This is a genomic window from Amycolatopsis sp. WAC 01416 (genome assembly GCF_003947485.1).
GTDB lineage: Bacteria > Actinomycetota > Actinomycetes > Mycobacteriales > Pseudonocardiaceae > Amycolatopsis.
The window spans coordinates 505,375-532,287 of the sequence record NZ_QHHX01000007.1 but is presented as its reverse complement, the minus strand read 5'-3'; the positions used below and the strand labels follow the sequence as shown (position 1 = coordinate 532,287).

Genomic DNA, 26,913 nt, shown 5'->3' with positions numbered 1-26,913 from the left:
AAATCCCATGAGAACTCGCGTACTCATCGCGGGCCTCGCGGCTGTCGGCCTCGTCGCGGGCTGTGCACCGGCGCAGAACACTCCGGCCGCGGGCGGCGGTGACGAGAAGACCGGCACCGTCCGGGTCTGGCTGTTCGACGAGGCCAACCGCGCGCCCAAGGAGGCTGCGGTCAAGGAGGCGATCGCCGAGTTCAAGGCGGCGCATTCGGGCGTCGAGGTCGACGTCCAGTGGATTCCGGTGGAAGGCCGCGCGGACAAGTTCTCCGGCGCCTTCAACGATCCGGCGAGCGCGCCGGACGTCGCCGAGTTCGGCAACACCGACGTGTCCAGCTACGCCGCCACCGGCGCGCTGGCCGACCTGACCGGCGATCTGTCGTCGTGGAAGGAAGGGGCGGACATCCTGCCCGCGGTGCTGGAGACGGCGAAGTCCGGCGGCAAGACCTACGGGCTTCCGTGGTTCACCGGCATCCGCGCGTTGTACTACCGCACGGACCTCTTCGCCGAACTCGGCCTCAAGCCGCCGACGACACTGGCAGAGCTGACCGAGACCGCGAAGACGATCCGCGCCAAGAAGCCGGAGCTGTACGGCATCTCCGTCGGCGGCAAGTACACCTACGCGATGCTGCCCTTCCTGTGGGCACACGGCGGCGAGATCGCCAAGCAGGACGGCGACAAGTGGAAGTCCACTATGGACTCCGAGCAGGCCAAGGCCGGCGTCACGGCGTACGCGAACCTGCTGAAGGCGGACATCTGCCCGCCCGAACAGTGCGCCAACCTGACCGGGACGCAGAGCATCACGGCGTTCGCCGGTGGCAAGGCAGGAATGTCGATCGGCGGCGACTTCAACCGCAAGGCCGTCGAAGCGGGCCAGGTGAAGGGCAAGTACGCGATCATCCCGCTCCCGGGCACCGAGGCAGGCAAGATCGCCCCGGCGTTCGCGGGTGGCAACCTGCTGGGCGTCTTCAACGCGACCAAGCGCAAGGGCCTCGCGGTCGAGTTCACCCAGCTGCTCGGTGGCGCCAAGTACCAGGAGAAGATGTACGTCGCCATGGGCAACCTGCCCACGCTCGGCAGCGTCCAGCAGAAGCTCGCCGCGAGCGACCCGTCGGTCAAGCCGTTCGTCGACACGCTCACCGCGGGCACGAAGTTCGTCCCCGCCACCGCGGCTTGGTCGAAGATCGACGCGCAGAACGTGCTGCCGACCGCGATCCAGCAGATCGCGACCGGCGGCAAGGATCCCGCTGCCGCGCTGGCCACCGCGTCCGCCGAGATGAACAAGGCGTTCGGTTAAGTGGTCACCAAGCACATCTCCCGCACCACGGCTCCGGCCGTCCCGGCACGGCGGTCGCCCCGCCGTCGCCGGGACGGCCGGGCGGCCCTGCTCTATCTGGCGCCCGGCGGCATCCTGCTGCTGGCGATGCTGGTGTACCCGATCTACCAGCTCGTCCTGATCTCGTTCTACGACTACGGCCAGCCGCAAGCGGTCGGCAACGCGCCGCTGGTCTTCCTCGGCTTCGGAAACTACGTCGACCTGCTGGAGAACGTCCAGTTCTGGGAGGTGCTGGCCAAAACCCTCGGCTTCACCGCGGTCTGCGTCGTCGGCAGCCTCGCGCTCGGGACGGGGCTCGCCGTGCTGGCGACCCGGGTCCGCGCCTGGGCGCGGGTCCCGCTGTTCCTGGCGGCGCTGGCCGCGTGGGCGACGCCGGCGATGGCGGGCTCGTACGTCTGGCTGTTCCTGTTCGACGCCGACTTCGGCCTGGTCAACGAGGTTCTCTCGGGCCTCGGGTTCACCGGGATGGCGAACCACTCCTGGACCTTCGACACGTTCAGCACGTTCGGGCTGGTGGCCGCCGAGGTCATCTGGTGTTCGTTCCCGTTCGTCATGGTGACGATGTACGCGGGGCTCAAGGGAGTACCGGAGGAGGTCATCGAGGCCGCGTACCTCGACGGTGCCTCGACCTGGCGCACCACGTGGTCGATCACGCTGCCGATGGTGCGACCGCTGCTGACCATCGCCACGATCCAGTCGATCATCTGGGACTTCAAGATCTTCACGCAGATCTACGTGATGACCAACGGCGGCGGCGTGGCCGGGCGCAACCTCGTGCTCAACGTCTTCGCCTATCAACAGGCCTTCGCCGGACAGGAATACGGTCTCGGCGCGGCGCTCGGAGTCGTGATGACCTTGCTGCTGCTGTCCATCACCGGGCTGTACGTCCGGTCGCAACGCCGGAGCGCGGGATGGGTGTGACCACAGCGCCGCCTCGCCGGATCAAGCGCCCGGGACGACTGATCGCCGAGATCGTCTGCGTGGTGATCGCGGGGATGGTCGCCTTCCCGGTGTACTGGATGGTGCTTTCGGCCTTCAAACCCACCGGGCAGATCCAGGCGGAGAACCCTCGCCCCTGGACGCTCACGCCGACCCTGGAGCATTTCGAACGGGTGCTGAGCGGTGAAGGGTTCGCGTTGTTCTTCCTGAACAGCGTGATCGTGGCCGTCGTGGTGGTGGCGTTGTCGCTGCTGCTTTCGTTCCTCTCAGCCGTCGCGCTGACGCGGTTCAACTTCAAGGGCAAGACCGTCCTGCTGGTGATGGTGCTGGTGGCGCAGATGGTGCCGGTCGAGGCGCTGACCATTCCGCTGTTCTTCCTGATGCGGTCGGTCGGCGACGTCGCGCCGGCGTTCGGCACCAACCACCTCGGCTCGCTGATCCTGGTACACCTGGCATTCAGCCTGCCGTTCGCGATCTGGATGCTGCGAGGCTTCGTCGCCGCGGTACCGCAGGAGCTGGAAGAGGCCTCGAAGATCGACGGCGCGAGCCGGATGCGGTTCACCTGGCAGATCCTCTTCCCGCTGGTGGCGCCCGGGCTGGTGGCGATCAGTGTGCTGGCGTTCATCCACGCCTGGAACGACTTCCTGTTCGCCAAGACGTTCATCATCTCCAACACCGAGAACCAGACGCTCCCGCTCGCGATCCTGGTGTTCTTCAAACCGGAGGACACCGACTGGGGCGCGGTGATGGCGGGTTCGACCTTGATGACCATCCCGGTGCTGGTGTTCTTCATTCTCGTGCAACGACGACTCGTGTCCGTCATGGGCGGCGCGGTGAAGGGCTGACATGCCTGGCTTCGAAACCTTGCTCCCCCGTCCCGTCTCGGTGGAACCCTTGCCGGGACAGTGCCCAGTACCGTCCGAAGTGGACGTCCGTACCGACACCACGCTGCCTGCCGAGGGCTACCGGCTGGAGATCGACCCGTCCGGTGTCACCCTGCACGCCGCCGACGCGGCAGGCGAGTTCTACGGCCGTCAGACGCTCCGGCAGCTCATCGGACCGGACGCGTTCCGGACCGTGTCGATCCACAGTGGACAGCGGGCGATCCCGTGCGGGGTGGTGACCGACCACCCTCGGTTCGCGTGGCGCGGCTGTCTACTCGACGTGGCGAGGCATTTCCGGACCAAGGCCGAGGTGCTGCGGTTCGTCGACCTGATCGCGGCGCACAAGCTCAACGTGCTCAACCTCCACCTGACCGACGACCAGGGCTGGCGGATCGAGGTCCCCGAGTTCCCCGAGCTGACCGAGGTCGGCGGCTGGCGGAAGTCGTCCATGGTCGGACGGCACGACGGGCCGGAACGGGACGGGCGGCCGCACGGCGGGTTCTACACGACCGACGACCTCCGCGAGATCGTCGCGTACGCCGCCGCGCGTTCGGTGACGGTGGTCCCGGAGGTCGACATCCCCGGGCACGCACGGGCCGCGATCGCCGCCTATCCCGAACTCGGGCCGGAGACCGCCGAACCGTGGGAGGTCTGGACGAGCTGGGGCATCAGCACGTCTCTGCTGAACACGAAGAAGTCCACAGTGGACTTCTTCAAGAGCATCTTCGACCATGTACTGGACATCTTCCCGTCCGAGGTCATCGCGCTCGGCGGCGACGAGGTGCCCGGCGCGACCGAGGAGCACGGCCGGTTCGTCCGCGAGATCGCGCGTCACCTGGTCGAACGAGGACGCCGTCCGCTCGGCTGGGACGAGGTCCTCGAAGCGGGAGACCTGCCGCCGATGGTCATCGGCTCGTGGCAGAGCGAGGCGGCCGGGGCCCGCGCGGCGGCCGCGGGGCACGACGTCGTCATGTGCCCCGAGGACCATGTGTATCTGGACCACCGGCAGTCCGACCACCCCGACGAACCGATCCCCGTCGGCTACCTGAGCACACTGGAGAGCTTCTACGGCTACGAGCCGGTGCCCGCGGACTTCCCCGAGGGGAAGACGATTCTCGGCGCGCAGGCGCAGGTGTGGTCGGAGCATCTCGACACCGTGCGGCGGGTGGACTACGTCGCTTTCCCGCGGCTTTGTGCTTTCGCCGAGGTGGCGTGGAGCAGCCCAGAAGGCCGGGACTACGCGGAGTTCCTGCCGCGTTTGCGGGACCACCACCTGCCAAGGCTGGACGCGATGGGTGTCGAGTACCGGCCGCTGGACGGGCCGCTCCCCTGGCAGACACGGCCTGGAGTTCCGGGGCGGCCGCGGCAGAGGTGAGTACATGAAGGACCCCTTCCTTGCAACAGGTGCAGGGACGCGGGCCATCATGGGGTGATGAGTGATCAGTCCGCGCGGTGGGTCGACGCCTCCCAGCTTCCTGAAGAACTCGTAGCGCTCATCGACACCCTCCGCCCCGGTGAGGACGTGCTCATCACGCGGAACGGCGAGACGATCGGGACGATTTCCGCCGCTGTCCGCGAAGAACCGTTCCCTTCGCCGGACTCCGACGAGATCACAGTCGTGGCCACCGCCATGAAGCTGTCCGCGTCGGCGCGGGACTCGTTGTCCGAGCGCCTCGGCCCCGGCTACCTCGTGCTGGACCTGCGCTCGGCTCCCCCGAGCGTCGACGTCCTGCTGGTCCCGCCGAGCAGCCCGCAGTTGATCGGCAACTTCCGCGCGCTGTATCCGAAGGCCCGGATCGTGATCACGGAGATCGAGGACGCCGAACTCGGGGTCAAGTACGACGGCCCGGTGCGCCGTCTCCTCGACGCCGGCGCCGAGGCATATCTCCCGTCGAGCACGATCCCGCGGCTGGCGGAGCAGCTGGACCGGACCATGACCCGGCTGAACCAGCTCACCGGTGACACGTCGGTTCCCTTGAGCATCGAAGCGCCGGGTGGTCGTGCCGGGCCCGGTCCGTGAACCACCCTTCCCCAGTACATGAAGGACCCCTTCCTGTACCTAGGCAAGGAAGGGGCCTTCATGTACTCGGACGGGCGAGGACGCCGATACCGAGGCGGTCAAGCCGGTCGTGAGTGGTAAGGACGGTCAGAACGACCCAAAAGACTCACTACCGGCGGCCAGGCGACCTCCACGAATCGCGGCCGGTAGATCCGCGCGTCCGCGATGTTGTCGGCGTGGTCAAGGCTGTTCACGTTGTACGACACCACGAGCTTCCCTGGACGGCTCAGCTGCGGATGCGCTGTCGCGTCGTAGACGATGCGCCGGTCACTCGCTTCGGACGCCCGGTGGAGAACGACAGGATCCCGGAACGGGCCGGTCGGCGAACTCGCGGTATAGGCGAGCATCACCGGGCTGAAGCCGGGGCTGGTGTCCATGGTGATCAGCACGTATTCGCCGCCGACGCGGGTCACCGAGAACGCCGTCCCGACCCCGGCGAGCATCCGGGCGGAGTCCTCCTCGTGTGATGACCAACCGACGCCGGTCCAGAACTGCCAAGGTCCGCGAAGGCTCCCGACGGGCACCCGGGCGAGCCGGAGGTGTCCCTGTTCGGCACCGTAGATGTAGGTGTACCCGCCGTCTTCGAGCAGCTCCGATCCCCACGCGACCTTGTCGCCCACCGGGATCGCCAGCAGCTCGGACGGTGTCAGCCCGGGCAACCGGAAGGTGGCCAGCGAAGTCCCGGTGCTCCGGAAGTCGAGGCCGCCGGACCCCGTCGTCCGGTACCGGTTGTAGAGCACCCGCAGGACGTCGCCTTGGACGACTCCGTCGCCGACCCAGTAATGCTCGTCCGAGCCCGCGAGCCCGATCAAGGCCTCCGGGTCGTCGGCGGTGCCGCCGTGCAGCGTCTCCCCCAGCGTGCCGTCCGGCTGCTGGACGACCAGGGTGTTGCGGGCGATCGGACTGTCCGGCGGGCGGCTGTGATCCGGGTTCACCGTGCCGAGGAACGTGTCCGAGAACAGCCACGCGGTGCGGCCGTCCGGCAGCGGCACCGACACCGTGCGATCCCCGCCGGTCCAGTGCCCGCCCTGATCGCCGTAGCCGTTCCAGAGCTCGTTCAGCCCCGCGAGGGGAACCACGGGCCGCGGCGCCGGCATGATCCCGCTGCTCGCCACCACGGCGCTGAACAGCAGCGCGGCCGCTACAAGAATCCGCGACGCCCGACGCATCGGATCATGCTAAAGCCACCGTGGACTTTGTACGAGCCTTGTGCGGCGGATGGTTACGGTCCGCGGCATGTCCTGGAAACTGCTTTCCGTGAGCATGCTCGCCGCTCTCGCATGCACCGGATTCACGACGGCCGAAGCCGCCCCGAAGACCTACTACGTCGACCAGGTCTCCGGCAGCGACACCGCGAGCGGCACTTCGCAACAGACCCCGTGGAAGTCCCTGGCGAAGGTCTCCGCCACCACTTTCGCCGCGGGCGACACCGTCCTGTTGCGTCGCGGCGGCGCCTGGTCCGGCGGCCTCACCGTCAAAAGCTCGGGCGTCACGATCGGCGCGTACGGCACCGGCGCGCGGCCGATCGTCAAGGGCAACACCGAAGCATGTGTCGACCTCGCCGGCAACGACATCGTGGTGAAGGACCTCCAGGTCGGCGTCGCGGCCGACGCGGGACGCTGTTCGTGGGCCGGGGTGAAGGTGTCCGGCGACCGCGACAAGGTGCTGTCGAACCTGATCACCGGCGCCGGCGCGGGCGTGTACATCGCGCCGTCCGCGGAGGGCACCGAGGTCACGCAGAACGACCTGGTCGACAACAACCACATGACCGTCGTGACCCCTGGCGGCAACGACGACTCCGGCGCGTTCGCCATCCTGGTCCAGGGCAACGACTCCGACATCGGCTGGAACCGGATCAGCGGCTCGATCGCGAAAGCCGACGACTTCGGCGGCCTCGACGGCGCCGCGGTCGAGATCTTCTACGGCTCCCGCAACGTCATCCACCACAACATCTCCGAGGACAACGAGACCTTCACCGAACTCGGCACGGACGCGAAGGACCCCGACGGTGTCTCGACCGGCAACGTCTTCGAGTACAACGCGGTCTTCGGCGCCAAGACGCGCGGCGGGATCATCACGCGCGGCGCCGAGGACGGCAACGGGCCGGTGCTCGGCACGGTGTTCCGCAACAACTCGCTCCGGCTCCCGAACGCCGAGGCGGAAGGTTTCGTCTGCTACGGCGGCTGCACGAACCAGATGCTGACGATGACGCAGAACGTCGTCCAGGCGGCGTACAAGGTCGGCTACGCGGACGCGACCTTCACCGCGACCGACCACAACGTGTACTTCGGCGGGCTCCGGCAGTTCACCGCCGGCGCGACGGACAAGGTCGCGGATCCGAAGTTCACCTCGGCCACGAACCTGATCCTTCAGGCGGGAAGCCCGGCGATCGACCTCGGCACGACGAAGTACGACGACCGCGACGTCGACGGCAACCCGGTCTTCGCCGGTGCGCGGGTCGACGCGGGCGCCTACGAGTTTCAGGGCTAGAACGCCGTGAAGGCCTCCTTCCCTACCTCGAATCCAGGCTGTGCGCGCAGCGCGTCCGTTGAGGGCGGCGGCGGGGCATGGATGGAGCAGGGAAGGAGGCCTTCACGGAATCCCGAGCGTCAGTTGTAGATGCGCTGCATGGCGCCCGCCGCGACGAGCCCGTTGGCCCACAGCGAGTTCACCCGCGAGATCTCCTGGGCGTTCGGCGTCGCGTTGGTGCAGGACGGGCCGGGGCCGCCGCCGGACATCAGTTCGGAGCACGGGCCCTGGTAGTTGTCCGGCAGGCCCAGCGCGTGGCCGGTCTCGTGCGCGGCGATCCGCGTCTGGTTGTACTGCTGCGCCTGCGTGTAGTCGATGAAGATGGTGCCGCGGCCGTGGCCGTCGGTCTCGGCGTACGAACCCGAGGGGTCGTTGCCTTCGGTGTAGCGCAGGGTGGCGCCCGACGAACTCTCCTGCAGCTTCACGTTGGACACCGAGTTGTTCCAATTCGCCACGCCCGCCTGGATGGCGGCGCGGAAGCTGGGCGCCCCCGAAGCGTCGTAGTAGACCGTGGTGGCCGCCACGGTCTGCTGAGCAGGCTGGACCGCTGCCGTGGCCTGGCCCGCGGTGACCGGAACGGCCAGCAGCGCCAAGCTCACGGACGCGGAGACGAAGAACTTCCTTGCCATGGACCCACTCCTTGTGAGGACAACGGAATGGTTCGTGAATTTAGGAGTCCCCGCCGAAGCTCGGCACCGACTTTCGTCGCTTCCGCCAGCTGGTGATTTACCAACACTTTCGCCCTATTGACATGCACGTGTTCGCATACGACGATATCCCACCATGGGCTGACGTATAGGTCGTTATACGGTTTTCGGTTTGTACCAGACCTCGGGGCGGCCGACCTGGCCGTAGCGGGGCTCGCGCTGGGCGAGGCCGTTGTCGGCGAGGTACTCGAGGTAGCGGCGCGCGGTGACGCGGGAGGCACCGATCGCGGTCGCGGCCGCCCCGGCGGAGAGGCCGTCCGCGGCAGAGGCGAGGACCTCGGTGATCGCTTCCAGGGTCTGCGAGCTCATCCCCTTCGGCAGCACCTGCCGCTCGGTCGTGCGCAGGGTGCCGAGCGCACGGTCGATCTCGGCCTGGCCGGTGACCTCGCCCGAAGCGCCGTGGAACTCGGCGTAGCGCTCCAGTTTTTCCCGCAGCGAGGCGAACGTGAACGGCTTCAGCAGGTACTGCACCACGCCGACCGACACGGCGGCCTTGACCAGCGCCAAGTCCCGCGCCGAGGTCACCGCGATGACGTCGATCGGAAGGCCGGCCGCGCGCAACGACCGGCAGACCGCGAGCCCGTGCGTATCCGGCAGGTAGAAGTCCAGCAGCACCAGGTCGACCGGTTCGCGTTCGCAGAACCGCAACGCGTCGCCGCCGGAATGGACGACACCGGACACGGTGAAACCGGGCATTCGCTCGACGTACACCCGATGCGCGTCGGCGGCCACCGGTTCGTCCTCGACGACCAGCACCTTGATCATCGCGTCGGCTCCTTCGGCGGTATCTGCGGAGTCTGCGGAGTCTTCAGTGGCAAGCGCACAGTGAACACCGCGCCCTCTTCGCGGCCGACGTCGATCGTCCCACTGTGCCGACGCACCGCCTGACCCACCAGTGCCAAGCCGAGTCCGTGCCCGTCCTCCGGTTTGGTCGACCAGCCGCGCCGGAAGACGTCCTCGACGTCGTCCACACCCGGGCCGGTGTCGGCGACCCGCAGCAGCAGTTCGCCGGGGTCGGATCGCACGGTGACCTCGACCCCGGGCCGTCCGCCGTCGCCGGCGTTCCCCGCCGCGGCGTCGATCCCGTTGTCGATCAGGTTCCCGAGGATGGTCACCAGATCTCGCGGCGGGACGCCGGTGTCCGAGTCCTCCATGACCGTGTCGGGCGTGATCGTGAATTCGACGCCTCGCTCGCTCGCCTCCGCCGCCTTGCCGAGCAGCAACGCCGCGAGCACCGGTTCGGCGACCGCGCCGACCACGCGGTCGGTGAGTTCCTGCGCCAGCGCGAGTTCCTCGGTAGCGAACTCGACGGCCTGTTCGGGGCGGCCGATCTCGACCAGCGAAACGACGGTGTGGAGCCGGTTCGCCGCCTCGTGCGCCTGCGACCGCAGCGCCTCGGCCAGCCCACGCACCGTGGTCAGTTCCCCGGTCAGCGCCTGGAGTTCCGTGTGATCGCGCAGGATCACGACGGTGCCCATCGCCTTCCCCCGTGCGCGCACCGGCGCCGTGCTGACGACGAGCACCCTGGCCTCGGTGAGGTGGAGTTCGTCGGTGCGCTCCTCCCCCGAGGTGAACGCTTCGACAAGGTCTTCCGGAACGTCCAATGAGGACAGTTCCCGGCCGACCGGGTCGTCGTCGACCCCCAGCAGCGCGCGGGCGCCGTCGTTGCACAGCACCACTCGCCCGTCGCCGCCGACGAGCAGCAGGCCCTCGCGCACGGAATGCAGGACGGCTTCGTGGTACTCGAACAGGTTGCTCAGTTCCTCGGGCGCGATCCCCCTGGTCTGCCGCCGGAGCCGGGCGCTGACCAGATAACTGCCGATCCCGCCGACCACCAGCACCGCCACCGCGACCCCGATCAGCGGCCACAGCCGTTCCCGCAGTTCGGCGTCGATCGCTTCGACGGTGATGCCGACCGACACCAGCGCGACGACCTGTCCGGCGGCACCGTGCACCGGCACCACGACGCGTTCGGACGGGCCGAGCGAACCGGCGTAGGTCTCCAGGACCCGCGCGCCGCGTTGCGCCTCGCCGATGTTCCCGATGAACGGCTTGCCGATCAGCTCCGGATTCGGGTGCGTGTAGCGGATTCCGTTCTTGTCCATGATGGTCACGAAATCCACGTCCGTGTCCGCGCGGACACTCTGCGCGAACGGCTGCAACGTAGAACTGGGATCCGATGTGGACAAGGCAGCCAGTACCCCTGGCGCGTCCGCGACCGCTTCGGCGACCGCGATCACCTTGTCTTCCGCCCGGTGTTCGGTGGCGCGGACGGAATCGAGATAGGCGAAGGTCACCCCCGCCGCGACGAGGACGAAGAGCACGACGAGCTGGAGAATCAGCAGCTGGCGGGCGAGACTGCCGCGTCTGGTCCGGTTCCGCGTCGTCGAGGGCACCCGCCCATACCAGCACACGCCACCGGTGCCGCCCAGCGCGCCCGGCCGGAATTCCCCGGAAACCACTCGCGCGAACTCAATGAACACAACCGTGACCCAGCTCACCTGCCCGGGTGATAGTGACCGGCAATCCCACGAACACCCCCTGAGCTGGAGGCAAAGGTGCCTACAACGCCCGAAGCGGCGCCGCGTCGCCGAGACAAGATGCACTACCTGTACCTGGCCGTGATCGCGGCGGTCGTCCTCGGCGTCATCGTCGGGTTCGCCGCGCCGGGTCTGGCCAAGGAACTCAAGCCACTCGGCACCGGCTTCGTCAATCTGATCAAGATGATGATCTCCCCCATCATCTTCTGCACCATCGTGCTCGGCATCGGATCGGTGGCGAAGGCCGCGAAGGTCGGCAAGGTCGGGTTGCTGTCGCTCGGCTACTTCCTGATGATGTCGACGTTCGCGCTCGCGATCGGCCTCGTCGTCGGCAACCTCCTGCACCCTGGCGAGGGCCTGCATCTCGACCCGGCCGCCGCCGCGAAAGCGCACACACAGGCCGAGGGCGGCGAAGGCTCCGTCGACTTCCTGCTCGGCATCATCCCGACCAGCTTCGGCTCCGCGTTCACCGAAGGCCAGGTGCTGCAGACGCTGCTGGTCGCCCTGCTGGCCGGGTTCGCCGTGCAGAAACTGGGCACGAAGGGCGAGCCGATCCGCCGCGGCATCGAGCACATCCAGCGGCTCGTGTTCCGGATCCTGGCAATGATCATGTGGGCGGCCCCGGTCGGCGCGTTCGGCGCGATCGCCGCCGTGGTCGGAGAGACCGGCTGGGGGGCGCTGCGCAGCCTCGCCGTCATCATGATCGGCTTCTACCTGACCTGCCTGGTGTTCGTGTTCGGTGTGCTCGGTTCGGTGCTGTGGCTCGGCGCGCGGATCAACATCTTCACCCTGCTCCGCTATCTCGGCCGTGAATTCCTGCTGATCCTGTCGACCTCGTCGTCCGAATCGGCCCTGCCGCGCCTGATCGCGAAGATGGAGCACCTCGGGGTCTCCAAGCCGGTCGTCGGCATCACCGTGCCAACGGGCTATTCGTTCAACCTCGACGGCACGGCCATCTACCTGACCATGGCGACGCTGTTCATCGCGACCGCGCAGGACCAGCCGCTGTCGCTCGGCGAGCAGATCTCCTTGCTGCTGTTCATGATCATCGCGTCGAAGGGCGCCGCGGGCGTCAGTGGCGCCGGGATCGCCACCCTCGCCGGCGGGCTCCAGTCGCACCGGCCGGAACTGGTCGACGGCGTCGGCTTCATCCTCGGCATCGACCGGTTCATGTCCGAGGCCCGCGCGCTGACCAACTTCGCGGGCAACGCCGTGGCGACCGTCCTGGTCGGAACGTGGACCAAGGAGTTCGACCGCGAGCGGGCGAACCAGGTCTTCAGCGGACAGGCCCCGTTCGACGAAGCCACCCTGATCGACGATCACGTCTCGGATCCCCACGAGGACAGTGACGGAGACAGGGAGAAAGCCGTGGCGCGCGTGTAGCGCACGGCAAGAACGAAACCGCGGTGCGAGGGTCCCCCGTCCTCGCACCGCGGTTTCCTCATTCCGGCAAACTGAACGCATGCCGGACGCCATCGACCGCTACGTGCTCGCGCGGTACTCGAAGCTGCTGCACGGCAACTTCGCCGGGATGATGAGCGGACCCGAACGCGAGATATTCCTGCGTGACCTCGTCGAGGACGCGCGGGCGATCACCGACGACGAACTCGAAGAGCTGCTCGCGGCGGACTGGCGGCCACGGATCACCGCGGCGTGGCTCATCGGAGTCGGCCGCCGCACCGCGTGGCGCGGGCGCATCCGGGACCTGTTCCTGGAAAGCGGCTTGGTGTTCGCCGGACAGGGCTACTGCTTCGCGCTGGCGAGATTCGGCACCATCGCCGACGCCGAGATCCTGGTGTCCTATCTGGACCATTACCTCGCCCGGCCGGACCTGCGTTACGACCAGGAGTGGGCGCTCGCGGCCCTGCACCACGTCGACGCCGACCTCACGACCGCGTACACGTCACGCTATCTGCGGCCGGGCGGCCTGTGGGAAAGCTGGTCCGCGAAGAACAACACGGACCTGCCCTTCCAGAAGATGTACTTCGACCTGCTCTGTTCCCACGTCCAGCGCGCCGTGCACTCGGCAGGCGTCAGGCGCTGACCTTCTCGTCGTAGACGACGCGGGAGGCGGCGATCGAGTCGCGGTGGCGCTCGGCCCAGCTCAGCAAGCCGCTCAGCGACGCGTACAGCTCCTTCGCCATCGCCGTGGCCTCGTACTCCACCTTCGGCGGCACCGTCGGATACACGGTGCGCACGAGCAGCCCGTCACGTTCGAGGTTCCGCAACGTCAGCGTGAGCATCCGCCTGCTGATCCCCTCCACCGACCGCTCCAGTTCGGTGAACCGCACCGGACCGCGCGTGGCCTCCAGCAGGATGCCGATCGCCCACTTCCCGCTGATCCGGTTGATCACCTCGAGCACGGTGCACACCTCGAGTTTTTCCGGGTCGACGACCCTGGCCTGCGCGGTCACATCGGTGTTCCCCTGGGACATGAAAGTGCCTCCTTCCGGCAGGGAAGAGAGTCACACAAGATGGGCGCTGTTACAAGTGATGCACCAAGGCATCACCTGGGATTTCAAGGGATTCTTCATGCCACAGCGCGCTCTCGCCCTCGCCGTCCTTTGCGCCGTCTCGCTGATGGTCGTTCTCGACGGCTCGATCGTCGCCGTCGCGCTGCCCGCGATCCAGAACGACCTCGGCTTCACACCGTCCACCCTGGCCTGGGTGGTCAACGCCTACCTGATCGCGTTCGCCGGGCTGCTCCTGTTGTCCGGCAGACTGGGCGACCTGCTCGGCCGGAAACGGGTCTTCCTGGCCGGACTCGGCGTGTTCACCTTCGCTTCGCTGCTCTGCGGAATCGCACAGGACCAAACGCAGCTCATCGTGTTCCGCTTCCTGCAGGGCGCGGGCGGCGCGCTCGCGTCGGCCGTGGTGCTCGGGATGATCACCACCCTCTACCCGGAACCGCGGGCAGGGGCGAAGGCCATCGGCGTCTACAGCTTCACCCAGGCCGCGGGCTCGTCGATCGGGCTCATCGCGGGCGGCACGCTCACCCAGCTGCTCGACTGGCACTGGACGTTCTTCGTCAACCTGCCGATCGGCGCGGTCGCGGTCGTGCTGGCCGTCCGGCTGCTCGCGGACGACCGAGGCCCAGGCCTGCGCGGTGGCACCGACGTCACGGGTGCCGGACTGGTGACCGGCGGACTGATGCTGCTGGTCTACACGATCGTCAAGGCCGAGGAGTACACCTGGGCCGACGCCCGCACGCTCGGGCTACTCGGGGCGTCGCTGCTGCTGCTCGCCGGATTCGTGCTCCGGCAAGCGATGGCGCGTCAACCGTTGCTGCCGCTGCGGATTTTCCGTCTCCGGGCGGTGTCCGGGGCGAACACGGTGATGGTCCTGATGGTCGCCGGTCTGTTCGGCTTCCAGTTCATCACCGCGCTCTACCTGCAGCGCGTGCTCCGGCTAGACGCACTGAGCACCGGGTTCGCCTTCCTGCCCGCTCCGCTCTCGATCGCGGTGATGTCACTGGTCTTCGCCGAGCGACTGAATCACCGCTTCGGGGCACGAACGGTGCTCGTCACCGGGCTTTCGCTGGTCGCGCTGGCACTCGGCTTCCTCGCCACCGTCGAGGCGGACGGGAACTACACGACGGACGTCCTGCCCGCGCTCGTCCTGATGGGCGCCGGGTTCGGCGCGGCGATGCCGGCGCTGATGGGACAGGCGATGTCCGGCGTCACCGCCGCCGACACCGGGATCGCTTCGGGGCTGATCAACACCACGCAGCAGATCGGCGCGGCGATCGGGACGGCGGTGCTCGCGACCGCGGCCGCGTCCCGCACCGGATCGCTACTGGCCGAAGGCACCGCGGTGGACGAAGCGCTCACAAGTGGCTACAGGACCGCGTACGCGTTGAGCGCCGGACTGCTCGCTCTCGCCGTCTTCGTCGCGGCCGTGGCTTTGCGTGCTCGGAAGGCTCAGGAACTGATCGTCGCGTAAGCCCATTCGGAGACCTCGCCGCCGAGCCGCACCTCGGCGGCGCCTCCGGGTTTCCAGACACCGCTGCCACCGAACGCGGCCATCCCGCCGGTCTTGCCGGAATACTGGGAAAGCACGACCCACATCCCATACCCGGCCGCGACGCCGACCTGGTCGAGCAGCCGCTGTTCCTGGCCCTCACTGAAGAGTGCGCTGAGGACGTAGACCTCGGCTCCGGCTTCGGCGAGCTCCCTGGCGTGGTCCGGGTTCGCGGCGTCGAGACAGATCGCGAGGCCGAGGCGCCTACCGCCGACCTCGATGATCACCCGGCGCCCACCCGGCTCGAACAGCTCTTCCTCGCTGTTGTGCAGATTGCGTTTCGCATAGGTGGCAACGGTTTCCCCGTCCGGCCCGAGAACGAGCGAACCGATGTACCGCCGTCCGTCCTCCACGAGCGGGAGCCCGATGACGGCGTGGACACCACTGGCCCGGCACGCCTCCCGAAGCGGATCGAGGCGGGGGTCGTCCTGGGACAGCCACAGGCCGGGGTCGGCGGCGAGCGCCTCGAACTCCAAGCCGCTCAAGGAAAGTTCGGGGAAGACGCAGAGATCGGCTTCCGCGATCCGGAGGAGCCTCGCGTGTTCGGCGATGTTCGCGGAAACGTCCGCGGGGACGGTGAACGGCTGCACGGTCGCGACACGCATGGCGCGAGCCTAACCTGTGGACGTTCCGAGATACCCCCGCAATCCGTTTTGCCCCCGCCGCATCATGAGCGCGTGGTTGATCCGGAAAACCGGCCTCGCGACACGGTCGAGCTTGCGCAGCAACGGTTTCCGCGCCTCGACCTCCTGGGTGATGTCCAGCCTGGTGCCGCTTTCCACCGCGACGAGAGCACCGGCCAGCGTCCCTTCCAGATCACCGCTCAGCAGGACCCGGATCCGGCCCTCCCGTTCGTCCTGCCGGTCTCGGTGCATCCGCACGGTCAACGCGTACGGCAGCCTGGACCGGCAGACGAGTTCGGCGGTGTCCTCGTCGACCTGGCTGACCGAACGGACGTCACGCCACCACAGCGGATAAGCGGCCAGGTCGACGACGGCGTCGAACACCGCTTGGGGTGAGGCGGGGAGCAGCCACGTGTCGCGGAAGCGGTACCAACCGCCTCCGCGACCCGTGAGCGAACCCGTCATACCTCCGCCGACACCAGGTTCCGGCCGTCCATGGTCACGACCTCGACCGAGGCCACGTCGTCGGGGGCGACCAATGCCGAACCGTCGACCCCGGTGCCCTCTCGCTGTCCCTTCTCCGAAACGAGCCAGCTGCCGGCGTTGACCCGCTCGCCGTTCCTGGTCACCACGACGAGCGCGCATTTCTCGCCTTCACGGACCCCTGTCGCCTTGGCGTGGAGCCGTACCCAGCCCGCAGCCGGAATCACCCGGACCGCCAGCTGCACTCCGGTGATCCGGTTGGTGGCCGCGAGATCGCGGGTGCCCGGCACCGGGGCGGTCACCGCGGGCACCGGCAGGGCCACCGTCGACGGCTCCGGCGTGCTCTGCCTGCCGACCAGCACCCCGGCGCCCAGCGCCACGACGACCAGTACGGCCGCACCGGCCACGGCGAGGAAGCGGCGGGGCTTCCGCTCCTGCGCGCCTTCTTCGTCGCGGACCTGACGCAACGTGCGCTGCAGCAGCAGATCACCGCCGTCGGGAGAACCTTCGAGGAACGCCTCCGGCGGCACTTCGTCGAGGTGATACCGCAGCTCCGACAGCTCGCGAACCTCACGACGGCACGTGGGGCAGTTCGCCAGATGCGTCTCGAAAGTGGCCGCTTCCGCCGGGGTGAGCCCACCGAGGACGTAGGCGGCGAGCTGGCCCTGGTCATGTCCGACCGCACTCATCGCGCCACCTCCTTCCCTGGTCCCGACATCACGGCTCTGAGCGCCCGTAACGCGTAATAAGATCTCGACTTAACGGTACCCGGGGCCACGCCCAGGGATCTCGCCGCTTCGGCCACCGTGCGGCCCCGGTAGTAGATCTCCACCAGTACCTCACGATGTTCCGTGGAGAGGCCGTCCATCGCCCCGAGTACGGCCATGGAGTCCACGACGCTCTGCGCGTGGTCCCGCTCCACCGCCGGGGTGGGCACGCCTTCCTCCGGCTCCGCCACTTCCGGCGGCCGTGCCGCCCTGGCCCGCGCGCGGTCGGTGATGATGTTCCGGGCGACCGTGAGCAACCAGCCCCGCACCGATCCCTTCGCGTCGTTCTGCAGGTCTTCGGCGTGTTTCCAGGCCCGGACCAGGGTCTCCTGCACGACGTCCTCCGCGGCCGCGCGGTCCCCGGTCAGCCTCGTCGCGTACGCCAGCAGGCTTCGCCCGTGTTCGGCGTACAAGTGCCGGACCAAGTCCTCGCCTTTGGCCTTTTTGGGCCGCCAGCCTCCGATCGCCACTCGCGTCCTCCCGACGGTCTTCTGGGTCGGCGAGGACAGTACTGCAACCCGCATGGGCAGAGTGGATCGTTCGGCGCGCGCCGCGATCGAACTGTGCATCGGCACCGGCCTCTCCTCGGTTCTCCATGGCCGCCTCCTCTTGCCTCCCACACGGACGGCGTCGCGGAACGGTTCACCCGGGGCCTTGTCGATCACCGGACGCGCTCGTATGCTGACGCCTCCGGATTCCGCCGCCGCCTGATTCCCGGGAGGGTTCGAGGCGTGCCAAGGAAACTCGCGACCGTTCTGCTGGCCGTCGCTTTCGTGTCGGGCTGCGGTGGGGAACCCGGTTTCACCGCGACGCTGACCGATCCGGTGAACGTCGACCTGAGCTGGCCCGACGACGATCCGAACGTCGCGGGGCGGATCGTCGAGTACACGACCGATCCGCGCGGCGAGTACACGATCCTGCGGTTCGTGCCGCCGCGGCAGACGACCTACCGGCATCCGGACCTCATGCCGGAAACGCGGTTCTACTACCGGATCCGGCCGTTCTACGGCGCCGTGTCGGACGCTGTCACCGTCTCCGGGCCCCCTGCTCCCGCCGCGTCCGGACCGGCCGTGTCGCTGCGGACCCCTGGCGGCTCAGCCGCCCCTGCCTCGTTTCGGGCCGAGCCCGCGCCGGAAGGCATGGTGCGGTTCAGCTGGACCGATCACTCCACCGACGAGGACGGTTTCCTCGTCGAGATCAAGAAATCCGGCGCGGCCGAGTTCGTGCCGGTCGAGGTCTCGGATCCGGGGACGACGTCGGCCGGGCTCGCTTCGATGCCGGGCGAGGAGGGCGCTTCGTACCGTCTGCGCGCGTTCTACTACGGGCCCGCCTCGCCGGTGCTGGACCGGACAACGGGGAAGGCGCCTGCCTAGTTCCCGCGCGCAATGAAGGGGCCTTTCATAGCAAATTTTGCTATGAAAGGCCCCTTCATTGCACTAGGTGACTCAGGCGAGAACGGTCTTCAAGAACTGCCCGGTGTAACTCTCCTCGACCGAAGCGACGTACTCCGGCGTGCCCTCCGCGATCACGGTGCCACCGCCGGAACCACCCTCGGGACCCATGTCGATGATCCAGTCCGAGGTCTTGATGACGTCGAGGTTGTGCTCGATGACGATCACCGTGTTGCCCTTGTCCACCAGGCCGTTGATCACGCCGATCAGCTTGCTGATGTCCTCGAAGTGCAGACCGGTGGTCGGCTCGTCGAGGATGTACACCGTCTTGCCGGTGGACCGCTTCTGCAGTTCGCTGGCGAGCTTGACGCGCTGCGCTTCACCGCCCGACAGCGTCGGCGCGGGCTGCCCGAGCCGGACGTAGCCGAGACCGACGTCGACGAGCGTCGCGAGGTGCCGGTGGATCGCCTTGATCGGCTCGAAGAACTCGGCCGCCTCCTCGATCGGCATGTTCAGCACGTCCGCGACGGTCTTGCCCTTGTAGTGCACCTCGAGGGTTTCGCGGTTGTACCGGTCGCCCTTGCAGACCTCGCACGGGACGTAGACGTCCGGCAGGAAGTTCATCTCGATCTTGATCGTGCCGTCGCCGGCGCAGGCCTCGCACCGGCCGCCCTTGACGTTGAAGGAGAACCGGCCCTGCTGGTAACCGCGCACCTTCGCCTCGGTGGTCGCGGCGAACAGCTTGCGCACGTGGTCCCAGACGCCGGTGTACGTCGCCGGGTTGGACCGCGGGGTACGGCCGATCGGCGACTGGTCGACGCGGACCAGCTTGTCGACGCCCGCCAGCCCGTTCACCCGGGTGTGACGGCCCGGGACCTGACGCGCGCCGTTGAGCTTGTTCGCCAGCACGGTCGCGAGGATGTCGTTGACCAGCGTGGACTTCCCGGAACCCGAGACACCGGTGACCGACACGAGGCAGCCGAGCGGGAACGACACGTCGAGGCCGCGCAGGTTGTGCTCGCGCGCCCCGACGACGGTCAGCTGACGCTTCTTGTCGATCGGGCGCCGGATCGCCGGGACCTCGATCTTGCTGCGGCCCGAAAGGTACGCGCCGGTGATCGAGTCCTTGTTCCGCAGGAGCTTCTTGTACGGTCCACTGTGGACGATGTGGCCGCCGTGCTCGCCGGCGCCGGGGCCGATGTCGACCACCCAGTCGCTGGAGCGGATGGTGTCCTCGTCGTGCTCGACGACGATCAGCGTGTTGCCGAGGTCACGCAGCCGCACCAGCGTCTCGATCAACCGGTGGTTGTCCCGCTGGTGCAGCCCGATCGACGGCTCGTCCAGCACGTACAGCACGCCGACCAGACCGGAACCGATCTGCGTGGCAAGCCGGATGCGCTGCGCCTCGCCGCCGGACAGTGTCCCGGAAGCGCGGTCGAGCGAGAGGTAGTTGAGCCCGACGTCGAGGAGGAAGCGCAGCCGCGCCTGGATCTCCTTCAGCACCGCGCCGGCGATCACCGTCTCGCGTTTGCCGAGCTCCAGCTCGTCGAGGAACTGCGACGCCTCCGCGATCGAGAGCGCGCAGACCTCGGCGATCGACCGGTCGCCCTGCGTCTTGTGCTCCAGGGTGACGGCGAGGATCTCCGGCTTGAGCCGCGTGCCCTGACAGGCCGGGCATGGCACCTCGCGCATGTAGCCCTCGTACCGCTCACGCATGTACTCGGACTCTGTCTGCTCCTGGCGCCGCTCGAGGAACGGGATGACACCCTCGAAGGCCGCGTAGTACGAACGCTGGCGGCCGTAGCGGTTCTTGTAGCGGACGTGGACCTGCTCGTCGACGCCGTGCAGAACGGCCTTCTGCACCTTCGCCGGCAGCTTGCGCCACGGAGTGTCCATCCGGAAGCCGATGGTCTCCGAAAGCGATTCGAGCAGGCGGATGAAGTAGTCCGCGCTCTGACCGCCCGCCCACGGCGCGATGGCGCCCTCACCGAGGGACATCTCGTCGTCCGGGACCACGAGTTCCGGGTCGACCTCCTTGCGGACGCCGATACCGCTGCACTCGGGGCAGGCGCCGTAGGGCGCGTTGAAGGAGAACGACCGCGGCTCGAGGTCCTCGATCGCCAGCGGATGGCCGTTGGGGCAGGCCAGGTTCTCGGAGAACCCGCGCACCCGATGCGGATCGTTCTCCGGCAGGTCGACGAAGTCGAGCTCGATCAGGCCGTCGGCCAGCCGCAGCGCCGTCTCGACCGAGTCGGTGAGCCGCTGCCGCGAGCTGGTCTTCACCGAGAGCCTGTCGATGATGACGGCGATCTGGTGCTTTTCCTGCTTCTTCAGCTTCGGCGGGTCGGTGAGCGGGTGGATCGTCCCGTCGACCACGACCCGCGCGTAGCCCTGTTGCTGCAGGTTCTCGAAGAGGTCGAGGTACTCCCCCTTGCGCCCGCGTACGACCGGTGCGAGCACCTGGAAGCGAGTCCCCTCCTCCATCGCGAGCACCTGGTCGACGATCTGCTGCGGGGTCTGCTTGCTGATCGCCTCGCCGCACTGCGGGCAATGCGCCTTGCCGGCGCGGGCGTAGAGCAGACGCAGGTAGTCGTAGACCTCGGTGATGGTGCCGACGGTCGAACGCGGGTTACGCGAGGTGGACTTCTGGTCGATCGACACCGCGGGCGACAGGCCCTCGATGAAGTCGACGTCCGGCTTGTCCATCTGGCCGAGGAACTGGCGCGCGTACGCCGACAGCGACTCGACGTACCGGCGCTGCCCTTCGGCGAAGATGGTGTCGAAGGCGAGGCTCGACTTCCCGGACCCGGACAGACCGGTGAACACGATCAGGCTGTCGCGGGGCAGGTCGAGATCCACACCGCGGAGGTTGTGCTCGCGGGCGCCGCGAACAACGAGGCGATCAGCCACGCCAGGGTCCCTTCAGGTTTCATTCTCAGCTGCGGTCGCCGTCCCGGTCGATAGCTGCACGGGCGGCCGCCTCCATGCTACGAGGCACCACCGACAGAAACTGGTTCCGAGTCTTTGACCTGCGGTTTTCCAGGCTTATCGCGTCGATGACGGCGAGCGGTGAGCCACCGGTGAACCGGTCGTTCCACGCCCGCGGTGATCGCCCAGCCCCCGAATACGGCGGCGGCCAGCACGATGGGGAGACGCAGCCAGCCGGGGACGCCGACGTTCAGCAGGGCACGGGCCAGGATGTAACCGAGTTCCTGGTGCACCAGATAAAGACCATACGAGATGCCCGCGAGCCAGGTGACAGCCGGGGCGATCCGGGACAGACCGGGGAACCGCCAGTCCGGCCCGCGCGCGGCCAGGCACACCAGCAGCAGCATGATCGCGAACCCGACGGCCGACGGCCAGCGCTCGGGATCGTTCGGCAGGGCCTGGTGGAACGGGAAGACCTGCAGATCCTGCGCCGCGCAGGCGACGAGCACGAACAGCGCGAGATGCCAGTGCGCCAGCCGTCGTTTCGCCCACAGCCAGATCGCGATCCCGATCGCGAAGACATGCACACGATGCAGGCCGAGCCCGTAATAGAAGGTCTCGACGAGCTTCGGCGTGGAAACCGGGTCGAAAACGACGAACCGGAGGAACAACGGGACCAGGATCAGCGCCCACAGCAGCCCGACGGTGAGCCGGTGGGTGCGCCACCGGCGCGGCCACAGCAGCGCCGCGGCAGTGAACGCGACGAGCTGGACCGGCAGCGTCCAATAGGCGCCGTCGAGGTAGTAGAAGAGTTCGTACCGCCAGCCCCATTCCTGGACCATGCCCAGGTTGGCGAGCAGATCGGCGCCGGTGGGGACATACCAGGGCGACGGATCGGACGGCGGACCGTGCGGAACGCCGAACAGGAATCCGGCGAGGCCCGGCGGGAACGGCAGGCCGCTGAACCGGATCGTCGCGTACCGGGCGACGACGTAGGTGACGAGCACCGCCACCAGGTACGCGGGCACCAGCCGTGCGACCCGGTTCCACAGCCACCGCCCCGGGCGCCCCTTGCGGAGGCTCGCGCAGACGAAGAACGCGGAAATCACCAAAAGGATGGCCGCACCGAACTGAGCGGTTACCCGAAAGGGGTACCCCACCAGTTCCGGATGCAGAAGTGCCCCCTGATGGGTGACGTGCCCGAGCATGACCGCGAAGACTGCGACAACGCGCAGGACGTCCCAGCTGATCTTGCGCGGGGCGCGTGGCGAGGCGTCGGGCACGAGCGTCCTGTGGTTCGGCTGGCGGGGCGACGCGAGCCTACGTCCTGACCCTGTGCGCCACCTGTGCGGGTGGAACCGATTGCAGGCGAACGACTACCGTGTGCGGTGTGAACATCGTCGAGACCTACACCGGGCATGTCGACCCCGGCGGCGACGCCGCCCGCCGCACCCTGGACGCGCTCACCATCACGAAGCTGTCGGTCGGTCCGATGGACAACAACGCGTATCTGCTCGTCTGCCGCGCCGAGAACGAGGCGCTGCTGATCGACGCCGCGAACGACCCGGAACGGATCTCCGACCTCATCGGCCACGGCCCCGACCGGCCCGCGCTGAAGACCGTCGTGACCACCCACCAGCACCAGGACCACTGGCAGGCCCTCGGCGCCGTCGCCGGCGCGAACGGCTCGAACACCGCCGCCCACCCGCTGGACGCCGGGCCGCTGCCGATCCCGCCGGACTTCCTCGTCGAGCACGGCGACACGGTCAAGGTCGGGCAGGTCACCCTCGAGGTGATCCACCTGCGTGGCCACACCCCCGGCTCCATCGCGCTGCTGTACCGCGACCCGGCCGGGCACCCGCATCTGTTCACCGGCGACTCGCTGTTCCCAGGCGGGGTGGGAAAGACGGGTTCGCCTTCGGATTTCACGTCGCTGCTGGACGACGTGGAGTCGCGGATCTTCGGTGAACTGCCGGACGAGACCTGGGTTTATCCCGGACATGGGGACGATACGACGGTGGGCGCTGAGCGGCCGAAGCTCACGGAGTGGCGCGAACGCGGCTGGTGAGCTTCAAGCTCGTGGCCAGTGAAACGCGATCCCGTACTCCCCTCGCGGACGACAGGGCTCCACGAAGGTGTGCTCGACGACGCCTCGCCTGATCTCCAGCAGATGCCGATCACCGGCGCGCGGCCGGACCACGCGCTCGCAGTCGGTCTGTTCCGCATACCACCAGCAGGCCTCGGGGACGCAGTCGTCGAAGATGACACTGATGCTCAGGCCTCCGGTCACCTTGCCTTCGCCGTCGACCACGCGCGGCGCGATTCCGTGATGGTCGACTTCGACGTTGACCCACTGCCGCTCGGCGTCGAGGTCGTCATCGCAGGCGAGGGAAATGAACTCGTGACGATCGCCCTCGCGTAGCGGTTTCGGAAAGCGCAGGTCTACAGCGTCTGGCTCCCCCGGCCAAGTCTCGACACGGCAACCGAAGATCGCTTTGACGGGAATGGACGTCAGATCGCCGTCCCATCCGGTCAGGGCCCGCGCCGTGTAACCGTCGACGCCGTTCTCGCAGGCGACGATGTTCCTCACGGTCAGCCGGCGATGCGCGGTTCGGCGCCGCATTTCCACGGCTATCAGCTGACGTTCCACGAAAACGGGCTGTGCGCCGTTCGAGGGCGTCCGGCCGCCGGATGCCCGAGGCTCCGAGAACGAGGCCCTTGCGATTTCCACATAGGGCCGCCAGGCTTCGCCATCACCCGCGAGTGCCGCCAGCTTTCCCGACAGGACAGGGGAAAGCTTGTCACTCACCACACGCCGCCAGGTTCTGTGCATCGGCGTCGTCGTGGTCGGCGGCGGTACTTCGAACCCGCCCGGCAGGTTCCTCAACTGCCTGAACCGATCGTCGAGGGTCGACCGCCACTCCACCCCGCCGAGCCGGAACGCGGCGCTCAAAGTGTCACACCGGATGGCCGCTCCGATCCGGCCGATCTCGTCCAGGATCAATCCCCAGACCGCGAGGGCTCGCGTCTCCGGGGTCGCCCTCGTCATCGACGCGGTCGGCCGGATCAGGCAACCGAGCACGGTGCCCGATTCACCCCCAGGGTCTTCGATCGCGTGGTGCAGGAACCTCAGCGGACCGCCGTCCTTGCGGACCGCGAGCCAGCGCAACGCGGCTTCGACAGCCGCGGCGGAACAGGAAACGCGCTCACCAACCGACTGGATCGTCACGACGCCCTCCACGAGCAGTGGCGACACCCGGAGAGCCCCGCCCTACGGTGTACTAGTACACCACTCGGACGAGTTCGACAATGGTCAAGACGTTTCTGACAAAGAGTCGCCGGCGTGGGGCATGTGAAAAACCACTTTCCGAACGACTTCGAAATCGACCGACATGGATTCGACGATCAGTAACGATAACGCGAAGAATACAACCTCCTCCACGACCGGACGTCTTCAAGGAATCAACTCTCCGTCAGGAGGTCATCGCCATGACCATCACCCTACGACGCGCGATCGCCGCCACCGCACTGATGTTGACCGGCGCCCTCGCCGCGGTCGCACCCGTTTCCGCCGCGGCGCAACAGATCCCCACGATGACGAACATCCGCACCGGCCAGAACCCCGGGTTCGACCGGATCGTGCTCGACCTGACCGCGGGTCCGGCTCCCGCCGTCCGGTACGACCTCGTCGACGAGTTGATCGCCGACGGATCGGGCGAAATCGTCTGGCTGACCGGGGAATACTTCATCGCGGTCACCGCGACTCCGGCGGCCGCGCACGACGACGCCGGGAATCCGACCTATCCCGGGCCGCAGAAGTTCCGGACCCGCGCCCTGCGCAATGTCATGGCGGTCGCGGTCACCGGCGACTACGAAGGCACCTTGTCGATCGGTCTCGGCGTCCGGTCGAGGACACCGGTCACGGTGTTCACCCTGACGTCGCCGAACCGGGTCGTCATCGACGTCCGCCATTGATCACGGGCGGGAATCCGTGAATGCTTTTCGCCGGGCGCATGCTTTCCGGTGATCAAAGTCCTTTTCGGATTCCCGCGGTGAAAAACCCCGACCGCCCCAACGGGCGATTTTTCGGAAAATCAGGTATCTGGCGTCCGGTATCGCGTTCCTTCCTTCCGTCAGCATCAACGCCGCTGCGAAGGAGAACCTCATGCCGACCCCACGCAATCCCGATACCCCGTCCTTGGGTTCGGGTGGCGACAATCTCGAAGCGGGCCCGGGCAGTTCGGGCCTGGGAAGCTTCTCGAACAGCGAAATCGGCGAACTGGTCACCCAGGCCGCCGAAACCATGGCCGCGTCCGGCGAGGACGCCGAACGCAATTACCAGCGCAGCCTCGACAGGCTTCGCGAGCGGGCGGACGACGTCGTCCCCGCGCTCGGCGCGCAGTACGACGCCCTGTCCGAGGAGCAGTACCTGGAGCGCTGGGGCCTGGTCCAGTTGCTCACCGACCTGCGGCACACGGCCGCCGTGCCTGCCCTCGAAAACGTGCTGCGGCAGCCGATCCCGCCGGAGCGTTCCGACGACCCGGCACACGGGATCAGCACCGTCGGCGAAGAGGTGATCATCCGCACCACCGCCGTGGAAGCGTTGGCACGGCTGGCATCCGCCGGGGACGGCGCGGCCAAGGAGCTGCTGCTGCGGCAGGTCCGGCACGAGGTGTTCACGGTACGGCGCGCGGCGGTCCAGGCCATCGCCGAGACCGGTGACACCGACCTCACCGCCCGGGTGCGCGAGGCGCTCAGCGGCACCGAAGACGAGCGGTTGCTGAACATCCGGCGGGTCGACGTCCGCGGTGTCCCGCAGGCCGTCGGCGGACGGTACGTGAAGGACTCGCGGACCGACGACGTGCCACCGCCGGAGCCCCCGCGCTCCTGAATCGAACGAATTCCTTCTACGGACAGGTGATCTCTGATGGCCACTTGCAGTTACACCGTGCCAGACAAGAACGTGACCGGGGACAATTTCTACGGTGCCTCGATCTGCAATCAGACCTACATCGACTATTTCTGGAACACCTACGGCTTCGCGGGCAACAAGGACTACTGGGACGACGGCTTCGGCTGGGAAGACGCGTGCAACACCGACAAGCCGCTGGCCCGGACGTTCAACGCGTGCTACCTGCTGACCTATTCGGCACAGGACTACGCGAACGACGCCTATTCCGGGGCGATGCTGAACTGGGCGCGCCGCTACGTCCGCGACAACTGCGACGACCTCCGTTCGCTGTGCGGCGACGGCAGCGCCATCGCGCGCTCGTTCAGCGGGGCGTTCGTCGACGACCGGATCGAGGTGTACCTGGGTTTCTGGTACTCCAAGGACGTTCCCGGCCGGGCCGAGACGCTGATCCACGAATCGCGGCACCAGGGCGGGAAGCCGCACAACGCGAACTTCCCGGCGGGTTCGGTGTTCGGTGCCGGCAAGAGCGGTGCCGACTCCACCTGGGGCTACGAGGGCGCTTGGATGTACGGCGCGCTCTACCTGTGGTGGTTCTACGCCCAGGGCGCCCGCACGACGTCGGCACTGCGTGAACGGGCCCGCCAGCGCGGGAATCTCGTGATCGACAACGCCTTCGCGACCCACCCCGGCTTCAACATCTGAAGCACGACCGGCAGGCCCTCTCGTACTGCAGACGAGAGGGCCTGGTCACGCCATACCTCCGACGACTTGGACCGTGTCCCGCTCAACGGGGCTTGACCA

26 protein-coding genes are annotated in these 26,913 nt (G+C 67.8%); 14 read left to right on the top strand and 12 right to left on the bottom strand.

Going from position 1 to position 26,913, the window contains the following annotated elements:
- The first annotated feature begins 7 nt into the window (after positions 1 to 7).
- The 5 genes from DL990_RS26335 to DL990_RS26315 are packed head-to-tail and all read left to right on the top strand — an operon-like array spanning position 8 to position 5,173.
- A complete protein-coding gene (locus DL990_RS26335; protein WP_125789878.1) occupies positions 8 to 1,291 on the top strand; it encodes an extracellular solute-binding protein in 1,284 nt (427 codons plus the stop codon).
- Positions 1,292 to 2,251 carry a carbohydrate ABC transporter permease gene (locus tag DL990_RS26330; protein WP_125800209.1) on the top strand — a complete coding sequence of 320 codons (960 nt, stop codon included), beginning with the start codon at positions 1,292 to 1,294 and terminating at the stop codon, positions 2,249 to 2,251.
- Positions 2,242 to 3,114 (top strand): carbohydrate ABC transporter permease, encoded by an 873-nt coding sequence (locus tag DL990_RS26325; RefSeq protein ID WP_125789880.1) that lies wholly within the window; start codon positions 2,242 to 2,244, stop codon positions 3,112 to 3,114. The genes DL990_RS26330 and DL990_RS26325 overlap by 10 nt, the downstream gene beginning before the upstream one ends.
- Before the next feature lies 1 nt (position 3,115).
- Entirely contained in the window at positions 3,116 to 4,528 is a 1,413-nt protein-coding gene (locus DL990_RS26320) for a beta-N-acetylhexosaminidase (RefSeq protein ID WP_125800208.1), read from the top strand.
- Between the two features lie 57 nt (positions 4,529 to 4,585).
- A complete protein-coding gene (locus DL990_RS26315; protein ID WP_125800207.1) occupies positions 4,586 to 5,173 on the top strand; it encodes a hypothetical protein in 588 nt (195 codons plus the stop codon).
- A gap of 98 nt (positions 5,174 to 5,271) precedes the next feature.
- Here DL990_RS26315 and DL990_RS26310 read toward each other — a convergent pair whose 3' ends face one another.
- Positions 5,272 to 6,381 carry a DUF5005 domain-containing protein gene (locus DL990_RS26310; protein ID WP_125789883.1) on the bottom strand — a complete coding sequence of 370 codons (1,110 nt, stop codon included), beginning with the start codon at positions 6,379 to 6,381 and terminating at the stop codon, positions 5,272 to 5,274.
- Between the two features lie 67 nt (positions 6,382 to 6,448).
- Between DL990_RS26310 and DL990_RS26305 the strand changes: the two genes are divergently transcribed.
- Positions 6,449 to 7,702 carry a choice-of-anchor Q domain-containing protein gene (locus DL990_RS26305; RefSeq protein ID WP_125800206.1) on the top strand — a complete coding sequence of 418 codons (1,254 nt, stop codon included), beginning with the start codon at positions 6,449 to 6,451 and terminating at the stop codon, positions 7,700 to 7,702.
- Between the two features lie 119 nt (positions 7,703 to 7,821).
- Here DL990_RS26305 and DL990_RS26300 read toward each other — a convergent pair whose 3' ends face one another.
- The 3 genes from DL990_RS26300 to DL990_RS26290 form a co-directional block, all read right to left on the bottom strand.
- The gene (locus DL990_RS26300; RefSeq protein ID WP_125789885.1) at positions 7,822 to 8,370 is read right to left on the bottom strand and encodes a snapalysin family zinc-dependent metalloprotease; all 549 of its coding nucleotides are present in this window, start codon (positions 8,368 to 8,370) and stop codon (positions 7,822 to 7,824) included.
- Positions 8,371 to 8,544: 174 nt separating this feature from the next.
- Positions 8,545 to 9,213, bottom strand: coding sequence for a response regulator (locus DL990_RS26295; protein ID WP_125789886.1), 669 nt, complete (start codon positions 9,211 to 9,213; stop codon positions 8,545 to 8,547).
- Complete coding sequence (locus DL990_RS26290; RefSeq protein WP_125800270.1) at positions 9,210 to 10,844, bottom strand: sensor histidine kinase; 1,635 nt, start codon at positions 10,842 to 10,844, stop codon at positions 9,210 to 9,212. The genes DL990_RS26295 and DL990_RS26290 overlap by 4 nt, the downstream gene beginning before the upstream one ends.
- Positions 10,845 to 11,048: 204 nt before the next feature.
- Between DL990_RS26290 and DL990_RS26285 the strand changes: the two genes are divergently transcribed.
- Positions 11,049 to 12,371, top strand: coding sequence for a cation:dicarboxylate symporter family transporter (locus DL990_RS26285; RefSeq protein ID WP_125789895.1), 1,323 nt, complete (start codon positions 11,049 to 11,051; stop codon positions 12,369 to 12,371).
- A gap of 79 nt (positions 12,372 to 12,450) precedes the next feature.
- The gene (locus DL990_RS26280) at positions 12,451 to 13,032 is read left to right on the top strand and encodes a DUF6000 family protein (RefSeq protein WP_125800205.1); all 582 of its coding nucleotides are present in this window, start codon (positions 12,451 to 12,453) and stop codon (positions 13,030 to 13,032) included.
- Here DL990_RS26280 and DL990_RS26275 read toward each other — a convergent pair.
- On the bottom strand, positions 13,022 to 13,423 hold the full coding sequence (locus DL990_RS26275) for a helix-turn-helix domain-containing protein (protein ID WP_007028064.1): 402 nt from the start codon (positions 13,421 to 13,423) through the stop codon (positions 13,022 to 13,024). The genes DL990_RS26280 and DL990_RS26275 overlap by 11 nt on opposite strands.
- Positions 13,424 to 13,520: 97 nt before the next feature.
- On the opposite strand from DL990_RS26275, the gene DL990_RS26270 reads away from it, so the two are divergent.
- Positions 13,521 to 14,930: an MFS transporter gene (locus DL990_RS26270; protein WP_125800204.1), complete on the top strand. Its 1,410-nt coding sequence runs from the start codon at positions 13,521 to 13,523 to the stop codon at positions 14,928 to 14,930.
- Here DL990_RS26270 and DL990_RS26265 read toward each other — a convergent pair.
- From DL990_RS26265 to DL990_RS26250, 4 genes are read right to left on the bottom strand one after another with little or no spacing between them, the layout of a single operon-like run.
- Complete coding sequence (locus DL990_RS26265; protein WP_233620573.1) at positions 14,909 to 15,613, bottom strand: carbon-nitrogen hydrolase family protein; 705 nt, start codon at positions 15,611 to 15,613, stop codon at positions 14,909 to 14,911. The two genes, DL990_RS26270 and DL990_RS26265, sit on opposite strands and share 22 nt — an antisense overlap.
- 9 nt (positions 15,614 to 15,622) lie before the next feature.
- Entirely contained in the window at positions 15,623 to 16,096 is a 474-nt protein-coding gene (locus tag DL990_RS26260) for an SRPBCC family protein (RefSeq protein ID WP_125800203.1), read from the bottom strand.
- Positions 16,093 to 16,803 (bottom strand): anti-sigma factor, encoded by a 711-nt coding sequence (locus tag DL990_RS26255; protein WP_125800202.1) that lies wholly within the window; start codon positions 16,801 to 16,803, stop codon positions 16,093 to 16,095. Before DL990_RS26255 ends, DL990_RS26260 begins: the two co-directional genes overlap by 4 nt.
- A complete protein-coding gene (locus DL990_RS26250; RefSeq protein WP_199746609.1) occupies positions 16,800 to 17,351 on the bottom strand; it encodes a sigma-70 family RNA polymerase sigma factor in 552 nt (183 codons plus the stop codon). Before DL990_RS26250 ends, DL990_RS26255 begins: the two co-directional genes overlap by 4 nt.
- 261 nt (positions 17,352 to 17,612) lie before the next feature.
- Here DL990_RS26250 and DL990_RS26245 point away from each other — a divergent pair, with 261 nt between their 5' ends.
- Positions 17,613 to 18,254: a fibronectin type III domain-containing protein gene (locus DL990_RS26245; RefSeq protein WP_125800201.1), complete on the top strand. Its 642-nt coding sequence runs from the start codon at positions 17,613 to 17,615 to the stop codon at positions 18,252 to 18,254.
- Positions 18,255 to 18,326: 72 nt separating this feature from the next.
- Here DL990_RS26245 and uvrA read toward each other — a convergent pair whose 3' ends face one another.
- Entirely contained in the window at positions 18,327 to 21,182 is a 2,856-nt protein-coding gene (uvrA, locus tag DL990_RS26240; RefSeq protein ID WP_125783130.1) for an excinuclease ABC subunit UvrA, read from the bottom strand.
- Between the two features lie 77 nt (positions 21,183 to 21,259).
- Complete coding sequence (locus DL990_RS26235; protein ID WP_125800200.1) at positions 21,260 to 22,483, bottom strand: acyltransferase; 1,224 nt, start codon at positions 22,481 to 22,483, stop codon at positions 21,260 to 21,262.
- Positions 22,484 to 22,590: 107 nt separating this feature from the next.
- On the opposite strand from DL990_RS26235, the gene DL990_RS26230 reads away from it, so the two are divergent.
- The gene (locus tag DL990_RS26230; protein WP_125800199.1) at positions 22,591 to 23,268 is read left to right on the top strand and encodes an MBL fold metallo-hydrolase; all 678 of its coding nucleotides are present in this window, start codon (positions 22,591 to 22,593) and stop codon (positions 23,266 to 23,268) included.
- Between the two features lie 3 nt (positions 23,269 to 23,271).
- On the opposite strand, the gene DL990_RS26225 is transcribed toward DL990_RS26230, so the two are convergent.
- Positions 23,272 to 24,429, bottom strand: a complete 1,158-nt coding sequence (locus DL990_RS26225; protein WP_125783136.1) for a hypothetical protein — start codon at positions 24,427 to 24,429, stop codon at positions 23,272 to 23,274.
- A 260-nt stretch (positions 24,430 to 24,689) separates the two neighbouring features.
- On the opposite strand from DL990_RS26225, the gene DL990_RS26220 reads away from it, so the two are divergent.
- The 3 genes from DL990_RS26220 (at position 24,690) to DL990_RS26210 (ending at position 26,814) form a co-directional block, all read left to right on the top strand.
- Positions 24,690 to 25,175 (top strand): hypothetical protein, encoded by a 486-nt coding sequence (locus DL990_RS26220; protein WP_125800198.1) that lies wholly within the window; start codon positions 24,690 to 24,692, stop codon positions 25,173 to 25,175.
- A gap of 190 nt (positions 25,176 to 25,365) precedes the next feature.
- Complete coding sequence (locus DL990_RS26215) at positions 25,366 to 26,091, top strand: HEAT repeat domain-containing protein (RefSeq protein ID WP_125783140.1); 726 nt, start codon at positions 25,366 to 25,368, stop codon at positions 26,089 to 26,091.
- A 36-nt stretch (positions 26,092 to 26,127) separates the two neighbouring features.
- The gene (locus DL990_RS26210) at positions 26,128 to 26,814 is read left to right on the top strand and encodes a hypothetical protein (RefSeq protein WP_125783142.1); all 687 of its coding nucleotides are present in this window, start codon (positions 26,128 to 26,130) and stop codon (positions 26,812 to 26,814) included.
- Positions 26,815 to 26,913 lie beyond the last annotated feature (99 nt).

What these genes read in the sequence shown, in the direction of transcription:
- DL990_RS26265 (WP_233620573.1), bottom strand. Translation starts at nt 15,613, where the DNA reads ATGCGTGTCGCGACCGTGCAGCCGTTCACCGTCCCCGCGGACGTTTCC.
- DL990_RS26285 (WP_125789895.1), top strand. Translation starts at nt 11,049, where the DNA reads ATGCACTACCTGTACCTGGCCGTGATCGCGGCGGTCGTCCTCGGCGTC.
- DL990_RS26260 (WP_125800203.1), bottom strand. Translation starts at nt 16,096, where the DNA reads ATGACGGGTTCGCTCACGGGTCGCGGAGGCGGTTGGTACCGCTTCCGC.
- DL990_RS26280 (WP_125800205.1), top strand. Translation starts at nt 12,451, where the DNA reads ATGCCGGACGCCATCGACCGCTACGTGCTCGCGCGGTACTCGAAGCTG.
- DL990_RS26210 (WP_125783142.1), top strand. Translation starts at nt 26,128, where the DNA reads ATGGCCACTTGCAGTTACACCGTGCCAGACAAGAACGTGACCGGGGAC.
- DL990_RS26295 (WP_125789886.1), bottom strand. Translation starts at nt 9,213, where the DNA reads ATGATCAAGGTGCTGGTCGTCGAGGACGAACCGGTGGCCGCCGACGCG.
- DL990_RS26215 (WP_125783140.1), top strand. Translation starts at nt 25,366, where the DNA reads ATGCCGACCCCACGCAATCCCGATACCCCGTCCTTGGGTTCGGGTGGC.
- DL990_RS26220 (WP_125800198.1), top strand. Translation starts at nt 24,690, where the DNA reads ATGACCATCACCCTACGACGCGCGATCGCCGCCACCGCACTGATGTTG.
- DL990_RS26325 (WP_125789880.1), top strand. Translation starts at nt 2,242, where the DNA reads ATGGGTGTGACCACAGCGCCGCCTCGCCGGATCAAGCGCCCGGGACGA.
- DL990_RS26310 (WP_125789883.1), bottom strand. Translation starts at nt 6,381, where the DNA reads ATGCGTCGGGCGTCGCGGATTCTTGTAGCGGCCGCGCTGCTGTTCAGC.
- DL990_RS26300 (WP_125789885.1), bottom strand. Translation starts at nt 8,370, where the DNA reads ATGGCAAGGAAGTTCTTCGTCTCCGCGTCCGTGAGCTTGGCGCTGCTG.
- DL990_RS26270 (WP_125800204.1), top strand. Translation starts at nt 13,521, where the DNA reads ATGCCACAGCGCGCTCTCGCCCTCGCCGTCCTTTGCGCCGTCTCGCTG.
- DL990_RS26305 (WP_125800206.1), top strand. Translation starts at nt 6,449, where the DNA reads ATGTCCTGGAAACTGCTTTCCGTGAGCATGCTCGCCGCTCTCGCATGC.
- DL990_RS26335 (WP_125789878.1), top strand. Translation starts at nt 8, where the DNA reads ATGAGAACTCGCGTACTCATCGCGGGCCTCGCGGCTGTCGGCCTCGTC.
- DL990_RS26320 (WP_125800208.1), top strand. Translation starts at nt 3,116, where the DNA reads ATGCCTGGCTTCGAAACCTTGCTCCCCCGTCCCGTCTCGGTGGAACCC.
- DL990_RS26255 (WP_125800202.1), bottom strand. Translation starts at nt 16,803, where the DNA reads ATGAGTGCGGTCGGACATGACCAGGGCCAGCTCGCCGCCTACGTCCTC.
- DL990_RS26315 (WP_125800207.1), top strand. Translation starts at nt 4,586, where the DNA reads ATGAGTGATCAGTCCGCGCGGTGGGTCGACGCCTCCCAGCTTCCTGAA.
- DL990_RS26275 (WP_007028064.1), bottom strand. Translation starts at nt 13,423, where the DNA reads ATGTCCCAGGGGAACACCGATGTGACCGCGCAGGCCAGGGTCGTCGAC.